A 22,042-nucleotide genomic window follows, 5' to 3' on the forward strand; every position below is an offset into this window, starting at 1 on the left:
TGACCAAGACTATAATATAAATGAGGTGACAACATGCCCATTACGAATCGATTTTCTACCACCACTAACGGCGCACTCGCTATTACAGGAAACACTCTCGGCTTAAGTAAAATTAGTAATCAAAACCGTGCTGGTACAATCGGGGCAATTGGTGCATTCGTAACTACGAATACTGCTTTACAAGTAACTACTTTTCCTGCTGGTACAACATTAAACTATACACAAAATAGTTCTACCGCTATTTTGAATATCCCTGCTGGTAGTACTATCCTTTACGCAGAACTTGTTTGGGGAGGAAACTATTTATCTCGTGATCAAAACATTACGAGTGTATTAGGAAACCCCGTTTCTTTTACAACACCTGTGTCAACATACTCAATTACCCCTTCAGCTGTTACAGCTTCAAATCAAACTTTCGTTTCTGGATCTGTCACATTTGGATTCTATACACGGTCCGCAGATGTAACATCCCTCGTTCAAGCTGGAGGATCCGGCTCTTATACAACTGGCTCTGTCCCTGGACTTGTTGACCCTTTAGATGCTTCTAACGGGGCTATCAATTCTTCTGGATGGACGCTCATTGTCGCTTATCAAAACGGTTCCTTACCCGCAAGAAATTTAACAATTTATGTAGCTGGTAACCGTGTTTCTGTAGAAACTGGTAGTGCCGATGTATCAGTCTCAGGATTTTTAACACCTTCAGGAGGACCTGTAAGCGGTAGATTATTTTTAAGTTCTACTGAAGGGGATGCTGATTTAACTGGGGATCAAGCATTATTTGGACCAAATTTTAGTTCATTAAATGCATTATCTGGGCCAAATAATGCTGTAAGTAATTTCTTCGGTTCTCAAGTTAATAATGCCGCCGGAAATTTGGATACAACGGGGACATTCGGAACACGAAATCAAAGCGCTTCTACAAGTACAAATATCTCTGCAGGAAGGCAAGGTTGGGACATTACTTCTATTGATATTTCTCCCTATTTAACAAACTCTCAAGTATCCGCCGCAATCCGTTTAACAACTAACGGAGACGCATATATGTTAAATACAGTCGGTTTACAAATCAACATAAATTCACCTAACATACAAGCAACGAAAAGCGTGAATAAAAGCGTCGCTGCAATTGGAGATGTCCTCACTTATACCGTTACTATCCCTAATACCGGGCTTCTTCCCGCCAACAACGTTATTTTTATAGATAATCTTCCTACCGGTACTTCCTTTATACCTGGCACTGTAACGGTAGATAACGTACCACAAACAAATGCAAATCCTGCTGCTGGTATATCTCTTGGAACAATTAATAACAGTGCTTCTCGTACAGTAACTTTCCAAGCGACTGTCGTCTCTCTTCCAAACCCAAATCCGATTTCTAACACTGCTAATATTACATTTCAATATACACCAATTGCTGGAGGAACAACCTTTAATGGTCTTGCAACAAGCAACTCTGCCGGAACACAAATTAACCTCGCAGATATTAATGGTACAAAATCAGTTAACAAAATTTTTACCGATATTGGCGAAACGTTAACTTACAGTATTGCCTTAGCTAATATAGGAAATATCACTGCAACGAACGTTATATATACAGATCCAATTCCAAGCGGGACTACTTTCATTCCAGGGAGTGTAACTGTTAACGGGGTTACTCAAGCAGGAGCAAATCCTGCTACTGGTATAGCAATTGGATCTATTGCTGCAAATTCTACTACCACTATTTCATTCCAAGTATTCGTTCCATCTATCCCCCAAACAAATCCAATATTAAATAGTGGTACAACAACATATCAATATACTCCTGTGCCAAATCAACCGGCAGTAAGCGGTACTGATACGACGAATATTGTATCCACTCAAGTGAATAATGCTACTGTAACAATGACGAAAGCAGTAGATAAAAACTATGCAGATATTGGTGATACACTAACGTACACCGTTTCCTTTACAGGTACAGGTAATACGAATGCGAACAATGTTATTTTTACAGATGTCATTCCCACTGGCACAACTTTTGTTCTAAACAGTTTAACAATTGATGGCACGACACAGGTGGGCTCAAATCCCGCTAACGGTGTGAACATTGGATCAATCCCAGCTGGCACAACAAAAAATATTTCATTTCAAGTAGTAGTAAATACAATACCCGCGTCAAATGTCGTATCTAACGGATCAAGTGCTTCTTACCAATACACCGTCAATCCTAGTCAATCACCCGTTACGAAAAATATTTCTTCTAATCTCGTTTCTACTCAAATTAACAATGCGAATGTAACATTAACAAAATCAACAAACAAACAATTCGCCACAATTGGCGAAACGATAAGTTATACAATCCTTATTACAAACAGTGGAAATACAGCTACAACTAACGTACAACTAACAGATCCACTTCCAAATGGAACGATATTGACTCCTGGTACTGTAACACTAAACGGAGTTTTGCAAAATGTAGATTCTCTCGTTGCTTTACCTATCGGCACAATTCCTGCCGGAGCTACTTTTACCCTTGCTTTCCAAGTAACAGTCATCAATATTACCGCCCAAAACCCTATCATTAATAATGCTTTCGCTTCTTATCTATATACTGTAAATCCAAGTCTGCCACCAACTTCAAAAACAGCAAATTCTAATTCTGTTACATCAACAATTAGACTAGCAAACCTTCAAGCTACTAAATCTGTAGATAAAACATTTGCGGAAGTTGGCGATATTTTAACTTACACTTTTTCTCTTATAAACAATGGAAATGTTACAGCGAACAATGTATTACTATCCGATTCAATTGCGAATGGTACTTCCTTTGTGCCAGACAGTGTTATAGTTAACAATGTTGCTCAACCAGGCGTTACACCAGCTAACATCAATATTGGTAGCATCAATGCTAATACTACAATTACAGCTTCATTCCAAGTAGTAATAACTAGCATTCCAAACCCAAATCCTATTTCAAATAACGCTTCCATTTCCTATAACTTTATCGTTGATCCAAACGCTTCACCTGTAAGTAAGAACACTACTTCAACCACTACATTTACTCAAGTAAACGATGCAAATGTCATTTCAACCAAAACAGTGGATCGAGCGTTCGCTACTGTTGGAGATGTATTAACTTATACTATTCTTTTAATGAATGCAGGAAGTGTTACTGCTGATAATCCGACTTTTGTAGATACAAATCCAGATGGTACTACCTTTATTCCAAACACTTTCCTTATTAATGGTGTACTCCAAAATAACGCCGATCCAAATGTCGGTGTCCCGTTACCTTCCATTCCTGCTAACGGCTCACTTACCGTCTCTTATCAAGTAACTGTCACCTCTTTCCCAACACAAAACCCAACAATAAATTCATCTAGTACACAATATAGTTTTATTTTAAATCCGGGCGACCCGCCAACTATAGAAACATCTTTAAGTAACACTGTAAGTACACAAATCAACTTAGCAAATGTAGTTATTGTCAAACAGGTAGATTTAACTATTGCAGATGTTGGGCAACCGATCACATACACAATTGCCCTAGCTAACCCTGGAAATACTTCAGCAAATAATGTAGTCGTTACCGATATACTCCCTCCTGGTACGACTCTCGTACCAAATAGTATTTTTATAGGCGGTGCTTTACAGTTAGGTGCAGATCCAAGTGTTGGTCTTCAAGTTGGTACTATTCCAGCAGGCGGCATTACAACGATTGTTTTCCAAATTAGTGCAAATAGTTTACCTTCACCAAATCCAGTTCAAAACAGCGCTGCACTTCAATATAGCTTTATCGCAGATCCAATTTTACCTGCTGTTGTTAGAAACGCTACTAGTAATATAGTAACTACACAAATTAATACTGCTAATATTGTTGCTACGAAACTAACGAGCACAAATTTCGCTGATGTTGGAGATGTCATAACTTATGCAACGATTTTAACTAATAACGGCAATATCCCTGCCTCCAATGTAATGTTTACAGATATCATTCCAGCTGGTACTATCTTCCTTCCTAATACTGTAACGATTAACGGTGTCCCTATAGCTAATGCAAATCCTGCTAACGGCATTTTAATTGGTACGATAGGAGCGAATTCATCACGTACTGTTGCATTCCAGGTTTTTGTACCAACTATTCCTGCGGTAAATCCAATTACGAATCAATCAGGCACTACTTTCCAATACACATATGACCCATCTAAACCAGCTGTAATGCAAATGGTAGCTTCTAACACTGTACTGACAACTATTAATAACGCTACGATTACCTCTGCAAAATCTGCAGATAAACAGTTTGCGAACGTAAATGATATTATTACGTACACAACTACTTTAGCGAATAACGGGAACACACTTGCATCAAACGTGATATTTACAGATTTAATTCCAAGCGGGACATCGTTTATTCCTAATAGTGTAACAGTAAATGGGAATATACTGCCTAATGTAAATCCATCGAATGGAATAGCAATTGATCCAATAAATCCGAATGCAAATACGATAATTTCGTTCCAAGTGCAAGTAATTTCCATCCCGAATCCGAACCCAATCCCTAATCAAAGTAATACAGCATACGAATATGTCGTAAATCCTAACTTACCTCCAACATCCGCCAATGCGTTAAGTAACGTAATAACAACTCAAATTAATAACGCTACAATCGTCGCTACTAAGTCAGTGAATACACCGACAGCTGCAATTGGAGATATCGTCACCTATACGATTGCAGTAACAAATACAGGTAATATCCCTGCTAGTGCAACTGTTTTGACGGATGGACTTGGTGCAGGAGCGTCATTTATCCAAAACTCCGTAACTATCGATAATGTTCCACAACCAGGATTAGATCCATCACTTGGTGTTCACTTAGCAGATATTTCACCAGGAGATACTGTATTCATTACTTTTCAAGCACAAATTTTAGCCATACCACCTAGTGGCACATTAACAAATAATGCTCTTGTAAATTATGAATATACCGTGAATCCAAACCAATCACCTGCTGTTAGTAGTACAATTACAAACACAACGGTTACTCCAATTATTGATGCTACTCTATCTATAAATAAAACTGTCAATTCAACATTCGCTACTATTGGAGATACACTTACTTTCACTTCTACCATTACTAATTCCGGTAACACTACCGCAAACAATGTTATTTTTACAGATTTAATTCCAGATGGTACAACGTTTATTCCAAATAGTTTTACAGTAAATGGAACAACCATTCCTAATGCAAATCCACAAAATGGTATCAATATCGGTAACATAAATTCAAATGCATCAGTTATACTCAGCTTTCAAGTAAACATTACAACGATTCCAAATCCTAATCCAATCCCTAATAAATCATCGGTTCAATATAGTTTTATTGTAGATATTAATGAACCACCTGTTTCACGAACAGTTAAATCCAATAAAACTTTTACACAAGTAAATACTGCTTCCGTTATCGCAACAAAAAATGCGAGTAGTGCATTTGCTGCTGTTGGAGATACAATTACGTATACAACTACCCTCACTAATAGCGGAAATACTACTGCAAACACGCCTGTTTTTATCGATATATTACCACCTGAACTTTCATTTGTTCCTGATAGCGTACAAATTAACTCCATCCCACAACTTGGATTTAGGCCAGATAGCGGGATTTCTTTAGACTCAATTCCAGTTGGAGGAACGACAACAATTAGTTTTCAAACTATCGTTGGCTCAATACCAGCTACAAACCCAACATTGAACCAATCTAGCACAACGTACTCAATCATTGTTGACCCTACCCAGCCACCGGTGACAGAAACAGCTACAAGTAATCCAACTTTAATTCAAATTAACGAAGCAATCATTCAAGCAACGAAAAGTGTGGATCGACTATTTTCTGACATCGCACCTGGAAATTCATTTTTAACGTATACTGTTTTGTTAGAAAATATAGGAAATACAACTGCTACTCATATTACTTTTACAGATTCGATTCCAAATAATACAGTATTTATAGAAGATAGCGTTCGAGTAGGCGGGGTTTTATTACCTGGAGTAAATCCAGCTAACGGAATACCAATTGGGGATATTATTGCGGGAGATTTTATAAACGTCACCTTCCGTGTGCAAGTAGTTAGCATCCCAAATCCTATTTTTACAATCGGACCCGGAGGACCAAACTCACCGGTTGTAAACGGCGCTTCTATTAATTATCAATTTATGACAGCACCTAATTTACCACTTGTTTCACGAAATACGTCATCTAATTCTGTTTCGACACAAATAAATTCTGGGGAAATTGCACTCGTTAAATCTGTAGATAAAGCTTTCGCAACGATTGGCGATACCATTTCTTATACAATCACATTAAGTAACCCTGGAAATGTCACTTCACAAAACATAATTTTCACGGATATTTTGCCTGATGGAACGACATTTATATCTGGCAATCTTGTAAATGATTCTGGTGCGCAGCAAATTGGAAATCCAGCGAACGGAATTCAGATTGGAAATATAAACCCTGGTAGTACGGTTTCTATTACGATAAACGTACTTGTAGCAAACATTCCAAGTATAAATCCAATTTCGAATTTTAGTTCTGTACAGTTTGCACATGTGGTCGATCCTAGCCAGCCTGCTGTATCACAAACGAATGTATCTAATACGGTTTCAACAAAAATTAAGAGTGCTATATTAACAACTACAAAAAGTGCCGATAAATCCATTATTTCTGTCGGAGATACAATTACGTATACAACTACTATTACAAATACAGGAAATACACCAGCAACGAATATAACATTCACAAGCGCTATCCCAGCTAGCACTACATTTATACCAAATTCAGTCACAATAAATGGAGTTCAGCAGCCCGGGGCTCAGCCAGCACTTGGAGTAAACATACCCAATATCGCTCCTGGCCAAACAGTAACTGTTACTTTCCAAGTAAATGTTATTTCTATTCCTCCTTCAAGTTCGATTATGGGTAGTGACACAATTTTATATTCTTATACCGTTGATCCAAGCGGTGCTCCTGCTACTACTTCTACTTCAACGAATATCGTTACAAACCCTGTACTAGATGCTATGATAACGATGGCAAAATCAGTCGATCAAACACTTGTAACGCTAGGTGATACTATTACCTATACGACAATTTTAACGAATAGTGGGAATACAAACGCTACGAATATTACGTTCACTGACCTTATTCCAGACGGCACAACGTTCGTTTCGGATAGTGTCACAATAAATGGCATCACACAACTTGGCCTTAATCCTAATACAGGTATTACAATTGGATCAATTGCTCCTAACAGCTCAATAGCAATAGCATTTCAAGTTACCGCTACTTCTACCCCTGTTCAAAATCCAATCGCAAATACCGCTACTGCTTCCTACACATTCATCGCTGATCCAAATGCGCCAATTGTATCAAGAACCGCTACTTCAAATACAGTGTTTACTACAATTAATACAGCTACCATCCTTTCATCAAAGCAAGTTGATACATCATTTAGCCATATCGGAGACATACTAACTTATACTGTTACTTTAACAAACAACGGAAATTCATCCGCACAAAATGTTATATTCACAGATACTGTGCCGAACGGAACTACATTTATTGCAAACTCATTTTCTATTAATGGTATTCCTCAAAGTGGCGCGAATCCAGTGAACGGTGTAAATATTGGGCCTATAACAGCTGGAACTACAGTAAATGTTTCCTTCCAAGTAAACGTAATCTCCTTACCAACCGAAAACCCAATTGTAAATTTCTCATCAACATCGTACCAATTAGTCTCACCACCTGATGCAGAAACTTCGATTAGTAATCCTGTTTCAACGCAAATTAGAGAAGCCATATTATCCATGACGAAAAATGAAAGTGTATCTTATACAGATATCGGGCAAACTGCTTTTTACACTACTTCTATTTCGAATATAGGGAATACCGATGCAACTAATATTGTATTCACAGATGTATTACCAAGTGGACTCACATTTGTTCCTAACACATTAACTGTTGATGGTGTTTTACAACCTGACGCGAATCCGAATACCGGTGTATTACTTGCAACACTTCCCCCAAATGAAATATATAGTATTGTCTTTCAAGTTACAGTGAACATCATTCCACCTATTAATCCAACACCGAATACAGCATCCACGGATTATGAGTTTACTGTTGATCCAAATAATCCTCCCGTTTCAAGTACAGCTACTTCTAACACTACGCTTCTTCAAATAAACAATGCAACTATTATTAGTACAAAAACAGCAAATCTTACTTTTGCAGATGTTGGTAATACAATAACATTTACACTTAACCTTCCTAATACAGGGAATGTGGCTGCAACTGATGTAACTATTATCGATATTCTTGATAGCAATTTAAGTTTCGTTCCAAATAGTTTTACAGTTAATGGGCAAACCATTCCAAACGCTGATTTATCTACTGGTGTAAATATTGGTTCAATTATTGGTGGTAATGCGGCAATCGTCACATTCCAAGCAACTGTTACTACACTTCCAACACTTAATCCAATTTCTAATTCTGCTTCTATCACATATCATTATGTCGTTAATCCTAACCTGCCACCTATTACAACTTCTAATCAATCTAATACAACATCAACACAAATTAATAGTGCTATCCTTACTGCACAAAAAAATTCAAATGTGTCAACAGTAGATATCGGGCAAGATATTGTCTACACCGTTACAATTACAAATAGCGGAAATGTTAGTGCAACGAATGTTATTTTTACCGACCTTATTCCAGACGGAACTTCCTTTGAACCGAATAGTTTTACACTTAACGGAACTAGCATCCCAAATGCAAACATCATTACAGGTGTTCCAATTGGTGATATCGCGCCAAACGAATCTGTCATCGTAGCATTTCATATTAATGCCAATGAAATTCCGCCCATAAATCCAATTACCAATCAAGCTAGCGTTAGCTTCCAGCATATCGTTAATCCGGCTAATCCACCTGTTTCAAAAAATATTACTTCTAATAGCGTTACAACAAAAATTGAAAGTGCTATTTTAAACACTATTAAAATAGGAGATAAAGCTTTTGCAACGATCGGTGATACGATTACGTATACAACCACTATTACGAATACAGGAAATATCTCTGCTAACAACGTTGTTTTCTCAGACCCTATACCGACATGGACACAATTTGTTGCAGGATCAGTCATTGTTAATGGCACTTCATTACCATCCGCTTCTATCATTGACGGTGTTGGCATAAATACAATAACTCCAAATCAAATCGTAACAATTATGTTCCAAGTGCAAATCGTAAGCAACCCAACAACATTCACACCTGAACTCCAAAACTTAGGATTTGTTAACTTCCAATATAACGTAGGAAATGCATTACAAGCACAGCCTGGAAATGTGGAAACGAACGTCTTTGTTACTTCTATTAATTCAGCGATACTTTCGGCCGTAAAAACTGCTAATACAGCCTTTGCAAATATCGGTGACACGATCACTTATACAGTTTCGATTCAAAATAGCGGCAATACAAACGCTACGAATCTAAACTTCTCAGACCTGATTCCAGCAGGAACGACCTTTATTCAAAATAGTTTTGCTGTAAATGGAAGTACCATTCCAGGTGCAAATCCAAATAACGGAGTTAATATCGGAACCGTTAGCGCAAGTAGTTCCTTAACTGTTACTTTCCAAGTCATAGTTACATCTACTCCACCTTCAAACCCAATTACAAACGTAGCATCTATTCAATACGCATTTATTGTTGACCCGGCAGCCCCTCCTGTTACAGGCACAATAAATTCTAATAGCGCTTCAACACAAATTAATAACGCTACTGTTACTACTGTTTTAGAAGCAAATCGAACAATCGTATCTATCGGAGATGTAATTACGTATACAGCAACATTAACAAGCACTGGAAACTTTCCTGCAAATTCTGTATTACTCATTAATGGAATTCCTGAAGGGGCATTATTTGTTCCAAATAGTGTTACGTTAAATGGAATTTCACTTCCAGATGCAAGTCCAACGCTCGGTATTCCAGTTGGTATTATCGCACCAGGTGATTCTGCTACTATTACGTTCCAATTTCTTGCAAGTTCTATTCCACCGCAAGGGGCAATAATAAATCAAGCCATTACAAGTTACACGTATATTGTCGATCCGAGTCAACCTCCAGTTACAGCAACATCCTCATCTAATACGGTGACTACAGCTGTCGTTGATGCATCGTTATCCGCAATTAAAAATACAGATTCTCTCGTACAATCTACTGACGGTACAATCACTTACACAGTAGTCGTTCAAAATAACGGAAATACAACTGCAAATACAGTTACTTTAACAGATTCGGTCCCAGAAGGAACTGCATTTATTCCTAATAGCGTGATCATTAATTCTGTATCAGTTCCTGGCGCCGATCCAAACGTAGGGATACCATTAAACTCCGTCGCGCCGTCAGAAATCGTCACCGTCACGTTCCAAGTTATCGTTCAATCCATTCCAAGCGTGAATCCAATTTCTAATACAGCCCGTATTGACTATACTTTTATCGCCGATCCAAACGACCCTATCATCTCTCGAACAATTACTTCTAATCCGGCATTTACACAAATTTCTGATGCCACAATCCTTTCTCTAAAAGCTGTCAACGCACCACAAGCAACCGTTGGAGATATTTTAACTTACACCGTAACACTAGAAAATTCCGGAAATATTCCAGCTTCTAATCTCATATTTTCAGATACTATTCCGCAAGGGACTACGTTTGTAGAAAATAGTTTTACACTTAACGGAACTACTATACTTGGCGCAAATCCAAATGTAGGTGTCACGCTTCCTAACCTTGCAGCAAACGCTACTCACCTTATTTCGTTTCAAATTCTTATTAATAATTCATTCTCGCAAGATTCTATTACAAATCAATCCAATACAACATATACAATTCAACCAGATCCAAGCCAGCCGCCAATTACTGAAACCTCTACAAGTAATATCGTCATTACGAACTTCGTGCAAGCACAATTGACAATTACAAAAGCCTCCAACCCAATAACTGTAGATATTGGTGGAACTATACTTTATATTTCTGAAGTGAATAATATCGGCAATGTTGACGCAATAAATACTATTTTTACAGATTCTATTCCAGCTGGGACTACATTCGTTCCAGATAGTGTTACAGTTAACGGTGTCCTGCAGCCAGGTGTAAATCCAGAAAGTGGAATACCGATTGGAACGATTTCATCAAACAGTTCCAAAACGATACTATTCCAAGTGCAAACAAACAATCCACCTACTGAAACCGAAATTATAAATCAATCTTCTGTAACTTACCAATATGTAAGTATTCCTACAGCTCCACCAGTGAATCGCTCTGCAAATTCTAATATTGTTACAACATCGATTCAAAATGCAAATATTATTTCTGTTAAAGCGGCGGATGTAACTTTTGTATCCATTGGGCAAATTATTACCTACACAAATACACTACAAAATATAGGAACCGTTCCAGCTAACAATATTGTGTTCATTGATAACACTCCAGAAGGTACTATATTCATTGAAGATAGCTTAACAATAAATAATGTGATTCAGCCTGGCGCGAATCCAGAAAACGGAGTAACCCTTGGCACGATACAACCAAATGAAACAGTCACTATTTCATTCCAAGTACAACTTACAAATATACCGTCCGGCAATACGGTCATTAACATTTCCGACACTTCGTATGAATACCAAATTGACCCTAGCTCTCCGATTATTCAGCGTAGATCGTTATCAAATGCAGTAAACACGGAAGTACGGACGGCAAATGTTAGTGCAATTAAATCCGCCAATAGATCCATTACACGTATCGGTCAAATCATCACATATACGGTCGCAGTTACAAACGCTGGTACAGTACCTATTACAAATACTCTCCTAATTGACGCAATTGCAGCTGGCACCACATTCGTTCCAAATAGTATCCTTGTAGATGGCATACCAAGACCTAACGAAAATCCAATTACCGGAATCACCCTTAATATTATCCTTCCAAATAATACGATTATTGTTACGTTCCAAGTAAATGTAGTCTCTATACCTTCTCAAAATAACATTAATAATATCGCCGTCATTCACTATGAGTATCAACCAGACCCAAGCTTACCACCAATTTCAGAAACGACCTCTTCCAATACTACAAATATACAATTTATTGATGCTATTCTTATCGCTACAAAATCCGCTAATAAAGTATTAGCTAATATTGATGAAACCATTGAATATACAGTAGTCATTCAAAATAACGGATCCACTACAACTAACTCCATCTTTTTTACAGATACTATCGAGGATGGAACAGTATTTATTCCGGGAAGTGTACTAGTTAACAATACTGTACTTCCTGCAGCGGACCCTAATATCGGCTTTTCCATTCCTAATATCGCATCAGGTCAATCGACAACAATAACATTCCAAGTTTCCGTTACGAATTTACCTGCTGTAAATCCAACACCTAATACTGTAAACATCGTCTACGACTTTATTTTCAATCCTGACTTTGCACCAATTCAAAAATTTACTACTTCCAATACTACTTTCGTTCAAATTAATGACGCTGATATCGTTTCACTGAAAACTGTTGATTTAACTTCTGTAACGATTGGTGACATTTTAACTTATACAACAACTTTAACGAATACAGGAAATACGGATGCTACTGCTGTTGTATTTACAGACAATATTCCTGATGGAACAACCTTTATAGACGGTAGCGTTTTAGTAAATAACATTCCGCAGCTTAACGCCAATCCAAGTACCGGTATACTTGTAGGAACGATTGCTCCTGACATTTCTATCCCAGTCACATTTTCTGTTACCGTCGTAGCTCTTCCGGCTAGCGGTCGCATTCAAAATCAATCAACTTCCCGCTATACAGTAAACGGGGAAGAACAAATATCGAATAGTAATATTACCTTCACTGAAGTTATTTCTGCTAATGTAATTGCGACAAAAACAACGCCAATCCAATACGCTGACCTACAAACTATTATCCCTTATACAATTTCCATCATAAATAACGGAAATATACAAGTGGAAAACATTATTGTTACAGATATCATTCCAGCAAATACAAGCTTTATAGAGAATAGTGTTATTGTGAATGGCAACGCTCGTCCAAATGACAACCCACTTAGCGGTATACTAATTGATAACATTCTGCCTAATACGACAGCAACTATTCTATTCCAAGTACGGGTTACTTCCATTCCGCAAACAAATCCAATCTCTAACACGAGTACAATTGAATATGAATACACGGTACCAGATAGGCCACCCATTACCGAAACTATTCTTTCATCAGCTGCCGTAACAGAAATTCATCACGCGAATTTGAATAGTAATAAAGCTGTTAACCTTGCATTTGCAACGGTCGGTGATACGTTAACGTATACGATTACACTAAATCAAACTGGTAATATTTCAGCAAATGATATAATCATTCAAGATATTATTCCTCAAGGTACTACGTTTATAGAAAATAGCGTCATTGTAAACGGCGAAACTCTTCCGGGAGTGAATCCAGTAAGCGGCATACCAATTGGTACTATAATTGTAGGTGGAAATACTATCGCTTCATTCCAAGTAACTGTAACTTCTATTTCAACACCAAATGAGCTCAACAACAAAGCAATTACTACTTTTAACTATATAGTCAACCCAAATAATTTACCTGTTGCAAATACGACTACAACGAATACTGTCACAACAACTGTTCAAAATGATAATGTCGTTGCCATAAAATCTGTTAATGCCGCGAATGCATTACCTAGTCAAACTTTAACGTATACAATTACAATTACTAATAGTGGTAATGTAACGATTGAAGATCTTCTGGTCATAGACACCGTACCAGTAGATACAACCTTCGTTACTAGCAGTGTTACGATTAACGGAATCAATCAACCGAATGCGAATCCTGAAAACGGTATTACATTAGGAAACCTTGCTCCTAATGAATCTGCTATCATTACGTTCCAAGTAACAATATCTTCTTCGACTCTTCAACCTACAATTAATAACAATGCTTCTGTTTCCTATACTGTTATCATTGATCCAGATGAACCACCTATTACAATTACAAAGCAAACAAATACCGTTACAACAACACTAATTGAGCCAATGATTAGCATTGAGAAAACAGCCGATAAATCTATTGTCGTTATAGGAGATATTATTACATTCACATTAGAGATATTTAATCACTCCCCAATTCCTACAGTAAGTACTTCCGTTTTAGATATGATTCCAGCTGGTACAACATTTATAGAAAACAGTGTAACAATTAACGGTACTCCGGTTCCAAATATCCGACCAGACACTGGTATTAATATTGGTTCCTTGGCTGCAGATGGAGTAGCAACTATAACATTTCAAGTTCTCGTAACTTCTATTCCTTCAAACAGTACAATTATCAATTCTGCAACAGTTACAGTCGCTTTCCAATTGACACCACAGGATCCGATTATTACTTTCATTGTTAATTCGAATATTGTTCGTATACCAGTTCAATTTATAACTGCAACAGTCACGAAAACCGCTTCCGTCAGCTCTGCTTATTTAAACCAATATTTTGACTATACGGTGCGTATTACGAATACTTCTGAGATTTCACTTTCAAATATTTCGTTACAAGACACCATTCCAGCAGGTTTACAATTTATGAACGGTACGGTCTTCATTAATGGGGAACGCTCTCCACTAGCGAATCCGAATATCGGTTTCCTAGTCGCTACTAATTTGGAACCGAACGAAACAATTATCGTGTTATTCACAGTACAAGTGATAAGTCCACCTATTAATAATGAATTTAAAAACACAGCAAACGTTTCTTTACAACTTCAAGTCTCGCCTACCGATCCACCAATTACAGTAACCGTTACAAGTAACGAAAACATCGTCACCTTTATTCCAGAAAATCCAGATGAAACACTTCCAAATTTAAATTGTTTCTTTGACGGTGAACGTTTTATACGCATTACTCCTCGGAATATACGAAACTACTTTTGGACTTGGATTTGGTGGCGGTAATCGAAAAAATAAAAAGCTTGTAGTTTGATAATATTCAAACTACAAGCTTTTTTCATTCTACAGACTACACTTCCTCTTTTAAAACGAATTCATCACACCACCTAATACTTGTACAACTTATGCAAAGAGAAGAACATCTCAAGTTATTTTAGTTGTAATAAGCTGACCCGCTTCATTTATAGTAACTTTCCATTTTACTCCACCAGCAGTTTTCATAATTACACCTTTACTTGCTTCTAACTCAATATCTCCAAACATTCTTCCACCAGTTGTCGCTAACCAAGCATTTCCATTTTCCATAGAAGACCTTGCAAAAATACGATTAATTCGAAAACGCTTATGGTCTTGAGCGTAACCACTCAATGTAATTCTTACTTTATATAACAGATTAGCTTTCATATTCGATATAATTGTATCTCCAACATTTAATGGGACATCTGCCGCGATAATCCAACTCCCAGTTGCACTTAATGCATATTCAATTTTAATTTTCTTTGGGCTCTCTCCCCATCCAAAGTACATCCCAATACAATTCAACATTTTAATCGGATTTTTCGTAAAGTCCAGTTCAATAACAACTGGATTACTATCTGGAACATCGATATAATTCACACTTTGTTCATCTATTAAATTAAAACAATTAGCGATATTTCCTCCGTAAGGTAATTTCCCACTTACTTGCTTAACACTATACTTCAGTTGAGCATTTACTAAAATATCATCTTGATTTCCTATTAAATGTGGTTTATTCAGCGTCAAAGGTAACTGAATCCGTAGTGATTCTTCATAAGTAGACTTACAAACATTGTATTGTCCGTTATCTACAATAGTTGTTGAAAGTAAATTTGAAAAAAGGTAGTTACGATGAGAATTGGAAGAAAATTCAATTGCTATTTGTTCACTACTCATCCGGTACGTATCCCAAATCATACAGTTAAATGTATTATAAGCACCTGAACAACGAATTGCTTTTTTCGTTTGTTGTCTACATTGTACTTGAGTATCATGAAACGTATTTCCTGAGCTTTCATTTGGTAAATCACTATTCCCATCTACTTCTATTCCATACTGACATCCATCAATAAATATAGATTGAAATACATTTGCGTTAATCCAGCAAGGTGTATTTATATCATCTATATATTCTGTCTTCAAATGTATTGCAGTTTGAAAGTTTTTAATTTGAATAAAGTTAACTTGAAAGAAACTAATATAATCCCATGCTTTTTGACAATAAAAGTGTATAGCCTTACCTTTATATGACGACGTTGCATTTATTATATTTATATTTGAAATAAGAGAGTGATTAGGAACTTCTATTTGTTGTGAACCGGAAACATAAATAACAGATGACTGAAATACTTGATTAATAACTTGAATAGTACCGCCAGTTATAGAAGCATTACTTTGTAACTCAAACACATTAAAATCTCCATCAATTTGCAGCGTTACGGTAGGATCTAACTCTAACCTTACGTTGGATTTAATAACAATCGGCTTCAATATTTTATACGTATTTACCCCTGTAATTCTTACCGTCGAAATTCGGTTCGCTACACAATAATTAATCGCTTGTTGAATCGCTAACGAACTATCACTTCCCGAATTCGGAACTGCACCAAAGCAATCAATATGAACACTATTTTCTGGCGCACACTCCTCTTGTGAAGAAATATATTCTGACAAAATAAATTCACTCCTTATATTGCCTTTTTCATATAATATGTGAGTTCTCTCTTAAAAGTTTGTATCATAAAAAAAAACAAACGACCTCCACGGTCATTTGTTTAATTCATATATATCCTTCGTTTCTTCTACCATTTTAGTTAACGAGAAATTTTTTTCCGCTTTTTCTCGCGCTTTCACTCTAATATCATTCACCTTTTCTTCATTTCCTTGTAATTCCTCCAGCACGTCTGCGAATTCGGATTCGCAATATTCAGACACCAAAACACCTGATTCTCCATTTATTACCGCTTCATTTATTCCGCCGACATCTATTGAAACAATTGGCGTTCCTGTAGCCATTGCTTCAATTACTACCATTGGAAACACTTCACGAAAAGATAATAAAAGTAATACATCCATATTTCCTATAAATTCATGTGGTTCTGAAACATTTCCTAACATCTTTACACTTTGTTGTAAACCATATTTTTCTATTTCTTTCATTATAGATTCTTTCTCCGGTCCATCACCAGCAATATAAAACATAAAATCATTTCTCGTTTTTAACACATCTGCAATTTTAACAAATAGTTGATGATTTTTCTCCTTAGATAATCTCGCTAATATGCCTATCCTATAAATAGATTCTTTCTTTCTCTGCTGGAATAAAAACTTTTGAATATCCACACCATTATAAATTGTTTTGATCTTTTCTTCAGCTACACGAATTGAAATTAAATTCTTTCTTTCAGACTCACTTACTGTAATAATATTATTCACGTATTTATTCATGAAATAACGAAAGATCATTGGCATTTTCTTTTCTAGTATCGTAACATTATGTTTCGTATACACAACTTTTATCTTTCTTTTAATAAACTTTTGAAGTAACAAAGCATATAATACCATTCGTAAACTATTTGCATGAATAATATCTATCTTTCGTTTACAAATTTCTTTTCGTAAATCATAAACATTTCTCAAATGATTCCAACGGCTGAGCAAAATGAAATTTTCTTTTTTATTTAGAGATTGATATAATTCCCCATCACCTGCCGCTGTATAAACCGTAATGTTTTCATATTGCAAATTGTTTTCCAATTTACAGAAGTAACTCTCGGCTCCCCCAGTTATCAATTTATCTGTCATCAACAATATATTCATACTTGCGTCTTCCCAACTACATTGATTTTATTTTTTCTATAAGCATGATAAGCATACTTACTAAAATAAAAAAAGGTTTGCAATGAATTAAGTGGTTTTTGTGCTCTTAACAGCTTCCAATATCGGAAGGCCGCCCTTATTTTATTTCTCGAAACAGAATTTGTAACAATCCTATATTTTGCCAATACTTGCTGTATCCCTTTCGCTTCATATCCTTTACTTAACAAGTTCAGCCATAATGCTGTATCTTCTGGCTGCACACTAGGCATTTCAATACAAGGAATCTTCTCACGATCAAGCATCACTGTTAAACACCCAATAATTGTGTTTCCTACTAAATAATGATAATCAACAAATTCTGGTACGTTCACCTCTTTATTCAGGTCATTACTATTTTCATCAATTAAACTATAGGACGTATACGAAAACGCAACATTCGTTCCTTCCATAAATAACAATTGCGTCTCCAATTTATTTGGTAGCCAAATATCATCACTATCTAAAAAGGCAATATACCTTCCTCTCGCTTCTTTAATCGCTATATTCCTAGCTTTAGCAGCACCCATATTTTCTTCTAATGATAATAACCTAATTCGCGAATCCCCTTCTATCATCTCTTTAATTTTTACAACTGAGTGATCCGTTGAAGCATCATCAACGATAAGCATTTCCCAATTTTCATAAGATTGACTCTGCACAGATGTGATTGTCTCACCAATAAAACGTAAACTATTATAAGAAGGTGTTATTATAGAAACACAAGGCGCCTCGTTATGTACTGATAGACACTTTACCATCTATCATTCCCCTTCCTTCATATGTTGAAATGTACTTCACAACAACTGCTAAAAATAGAAAGAAAGCTTCGTTAATAATAAGTGACAATGACATCATCTGAAATAAAAATGCAATCATAGTCAATAAAAGATATGGCTTTTCACGAAACAAGTTATACTTAGTCAACTTCACCATTAGAATACATAAAAAAGCGCTATATAAAAGGAAACCAATTATACCTGATTCAGATAAAATTTCTAAAAATGTATTGTGTACATATAGTTTTTCATTGAACTGATACTCATAATAATTCGAGAAATTAAAAGCACCGATACCGATATATGGATTAGATAAAAAATATTTAAAAGCAGCTTCCCATAGTGTAAATCTGCCACTCCCATTATCGTGTGAAAAATCAGAAATCCGACCATTCAATATATCATCTAGTTGTCCACCCATTACTACATTCGCTAAACTAAAAATAATAACACTAAATAATACTAAACCCATTATTATTTTTACTTTTTTAGCAAAACTGGACATGCATACATATACAAAAATGACGAGCGCAATTGCTAAAATACCGCCTCTGGAAAAAGTTAATAAACCCGTTGTAACACATAGAATCAACCCTATTACATTGGTGATATTATATAAATTCGTCATATAATACATAAAAAATATTGTATTATAAAAAATAAAGATGTTGGGATCATCTAATAATCCAATTAATCTCGGATATCCTCTATCTACTAATAATCCAGCATAAATCTCTCTCTCTTCTCCGCCATATAATCCAAAATGTTGTAATCCAACTATATAGAGTATGAGACTTACAATATTAAATACTAATCCTACATAGACAATGGCTGACTCAAGTACTACTATTTCGGTGTTCCCCAGTAAATTCCTCATAATAAAATAACATCCTAAAACAAGTAATACGCCAAAAATCATACGAATACTAGCACTTAAATATATAGAAAGAATACCACTTAAACAATAGATGAAATAAAACAGTAAAAATACAACTTCATGAAAATATAGCTTTCGAATATAAAAATCTTTAATTGTTAAACAAAAATAAATGACTAGAAAAATCATATATATCTTCAAGGAAAATCCTATATATATGTTGTATTTACTTAACATAACAAAGAAAATTAGAAGAAAAATCCATTTTATCGAAATTTGCATATTATTTTCCATAGGCTATATCCCCTGCTTCGTAATATAATCCTTTTCTCGTGTTTTTCTTATAAATGAAAGAATAAGTTTTTTAAATTCGTGATCATATAGGAATATCCCAACTACTACGATTAACGTATTAAGAACAAGTGCAATCAAATTATATGTCTGTAATACATATTGCACTCCAATAAAGGTTACACCAAAATAAATTGTATACGGTATTACAATTTGGAATACAATTTTTTTCCTCACTGTACTTACTGCTATATATCCAATCAAAGCCACTATTTCAAATAAAACCATAGCGTAAGCCGCTCCTCTGACTCCGCCAATGCTACTGAAGCTATATAGCATAACTCCTCCAATCACTAAAGCAATACACTGTACGGCAGTTCTCTTATTTTGAAAGCCACTCGTTGTTAAACCATCCGCGATAGCAATATTTAAACTTTGTAATACAATAAGAAAAGATAGTATTTGGAGCGGCTCTACTGCATTATTCCATTCCTCATGAAAAAATATAGAAATAAAATAGGGTGCTAAATTATATAAACCTATCGTCATACATATTCCCACGACCGCCATTGATTTTATTTGAAGCATATTTAATTTCGTATGTTCTTCTAAATTATTCTGATTATAGTGTTTAAAGAGCACTGGAAAAAATGCCCCTGCAATTACCCCTGGCACTTGATATAAAGCCGCTGGCATCCGATAAGCAACCGCGAAAACCCCCACCATACTTAACGGTAAAGTATAATTGAGTAAGATGGGTGCTAATTGTGGCGTACTCATTATTAAAAAACCACTAACAATAAAAGGACCTAATTGCCAAAACAATCCTTTATGAATTGCTACTTTCATATTCATGCTCGTCTTTTTTCTCATAACGTATATGCTAAATAAACCGCCAATCATATAACCAAAAGCATATAAGCGAGCTGTTGTATACACTGGTAACTCTCCGAAAATGCAAAGGCATGTAATAATAATGACAACTGATGCGGATACAACTTTAATTAGTGCTATATATTTCATACGTTCCATAAGCTGAAAATAGGCAATCGCTATATTTTGCCATGTAAGGCCTATTAACATCAGGAACATTATGTTTAACATCATATAAATTAAATTTTTATCCTCATATACATAATGAATGGCTATATAACCAATTACAGAAATAAAAATAAGAAGAAGCATCCTTATCTTTACGTATGAAGATACAACCGTTTCTAAATCTACTCCATCCTTTGCCCCTTCTCGAAGAAATGTATTACTAAGCCCTAAATCTGTAAAAAATAACATTACAAACGTAAATGCTATTGCAACACTAAACATCCCGTAATTTTGGGCATTAAAAAAGTTGGCTAAAGCAATTAAGCTAATGGCTTGAAGAAGATTAGCTAAAATCGTACTATAAAATAGATGTACAATATTGTTTAGAATGGATCTACCCATACCAGTTCTCCTTTGCATGTAACCTACTTATATTTTTCTGTATTATTTTAATATTTAAATAAAATTATATTTACTATCTTGCACCATTCCCGTTCAATACAATAAAAACTGTCTTACATAAAATACGAATATCCATTTTAACCGTCTTCAATTCAATATATTCCATATCCAATTCCAACTTTTCTTTCGGATCAAGATTATATCCTCCATTTATTTGTGCCCATCCTGTTAACCCTGGTTTCACTAATAAACGCTCCCTGAATTCCGGAATAGTAGCTTCAAATTTTTTATAAAAATACTCTCTCTCTGGCCTAGGGCCAACAAAAGACATATCACCTTTTAAAATATTTATTAGTTGTGGTAATTCATCAATTCTCGTTTTTCTTATAAACAATCCAACCTTTGTAATTCTCGGATCATTTTCATTTGCCCATTGTGGTCCGTTCTTTTCCGCATCGCTAACCATCGATCTTAATTTAAATAAATAAAATTTCTTTCCTTTGATTCCTAAACGCTCTTGAAAATAGATTGGAGCCCCCGATGTCTCTAAAGCAATCAAAACACAAAAAAACAACATAATTGGTATCGTAAAAAGTAACAATATGAGTGAAAATATAATATCAAACAAGCGTTTAACACTTCGATTCAAAACCTTATCCTTTTCTTGAGCCGGAATAGCATACAACTTCGCTTGATTTGTTTCACGAATCATGGATCG

General features: G+C 35.6%; 7 protein-coding genes. 1 reads left to right on the forward strand and 6 read right to left on the reverse strand.

All coding sequences use genetic code 11. The annotated features are described in order from the left end of the window. Positions 1-33: 33 nt before the first annotated feature. Positions 34-15,066 carry a DUF11 domain-containing protein gene (locus BAU27_RS03305; protein ID WP_071770113.1) on the forward strand — a complete coding sequence of 5,011 codons (15,033 nt, stop codon included), beginning with the start codon at positions 34-36 and terminating at the stop codon, positions 15,064-15,066. A 138-nt stretch (positions 15,067-15,204) separates the two neighbouring features. Here BAU27_RS03305 and BAU27_RS03310 read toward each other — a convergent pair whose 3' ends face one another. The 6 genes from BAU27_RS03310 to BAU27_RS03335 form a co-directional block, all read right to left on the reverse strand. Beyond that, complete coding sequence (locus tag BAU27_RS03310; RefSeq protein ID WP_071770114.1) at positions 15,205-16,752, reverse strand: glycoside hydrolase family protein; 1,548 nt, start codon at positions 16,750-16,752, stop codon at positions 15,205-15,207. Between the two features lie 93 nt (positions 16,753-16,845). Then, on the reverse strand, positions 16,846-17,898 hold the full coding sequence (locus BAU27_RS03315; RefSeq protein ID WP_071770115.1) for a glycosyltransferase family 4 protein: 1,053 nt from the start codon (positions 17,896-17,898) through the stop codon (positions 16,846-16,848). Further along, complete coding sequence (locus BAU27_RS03320) at positions 17,895-18,695, reverse strand: glycosyltransferase family 2 protein (RefSeq protein ID WP_071744963.1); 801 nt, start codon at positions 18,693-18,695, stop codon at positions 17,895-17,897. The genes BAU27_RS03315 and BAU27_RS03320 overlap by 4 nt, the downstream gene beginning before the upstream one ends. Then, positions 18,670-19,884 (reverse strand): O-antigen ligase family protein, encoded by a 1,215-nt coding sequence (locus BAU27_RS03325; RefSeq protein WP_071770116.1) that lies wholly within the window; start codon positions 19,882-19,884, stop codon positions 18,670-18,672. Before BAU27_RS03325 ends, BAU27_RS03320 begins: the two co-directional genes overlap by 26 nt. A 3-nt stretch (positions 19,885-19,887) precedes the next feature. Continuing rightward, positions 19,888-21,324, reverse strand: coding sequence for an oligosaccharide flippase family protein (locus BAU27_RS03330; protein WP_071744961.1), 1,437 nt, complete (start codon positions 21,322-21,324; stop codon positions 19,888-19,890). A 73-nt stretch (positions 21,325-21,397) separates the two neighbouring features. Continuing rightward, positions 21,398-22,036, reverse strand: coding sequence for a sugar transferase (locus tag BAU27_RS03335; RefSeq protein ID WP_071744960.1), 639 nt, complete (start codon positions 22,034-22,036; stop codon positions 21,398-21,400). Positions 22,037-22,042: the final 6 nt, after the last annotated feature.

Source organism: Bacillus sp. NH11B, from assembly GCF_001884205.1.
In the GTDB taxonomy this organism is placed as follows: Bacteria; Bacillota; Bacilli; order Bacillales; family Bacillaceae_G; genus Bacillus_A; species Bacillus_A proteolyticus.

Bases quoted from the DNA above. Each gene is read 5' to 3' on its own strand.
- BAU27_RS03305 (WP_071770113.1), top strand. From the start codon at position 34: ATGCCCATTACGAATCGATTTTCTACCACCACTAACGGCGCACTCGCT.
- BAU27_RS03315 (WP_071770115.1), bottom strand. From the start codon at position 17,898: ATGAATATATTGTTGATGACAGATAAATTGATAACTGGGGGAGCCGAG.
- BAU27_RS03320 (WP_071744963.1), bottom strand. From the start codon at position 18,695: ATGGTAAAGTGTCTATCAGTACATAACGAGGCGCCTTGTGTTTCTATA.
- BAU27_RS03325 (WP_071770116.1), bottom strand. From the start codon at position 19,884: ATGGAAAATAATATGCAAATTTCGATAAAATGGATTTTTCTTCTAATT.
- BAU27_RS03330 (WP_071744961.1), bottom strand. From the start codon at position 21,324: ATGGGTAGATCCATTCTAAACAATATTGTACATCTATTTTATAGTACG.
- BAU27_RS03335 (WP_071744960.1), bottom strand. From the start codon at position 22,036: ATGATTCGTGAAACAAATCAAGCGAAGTTGTATGCTATTCCGGCTCAA.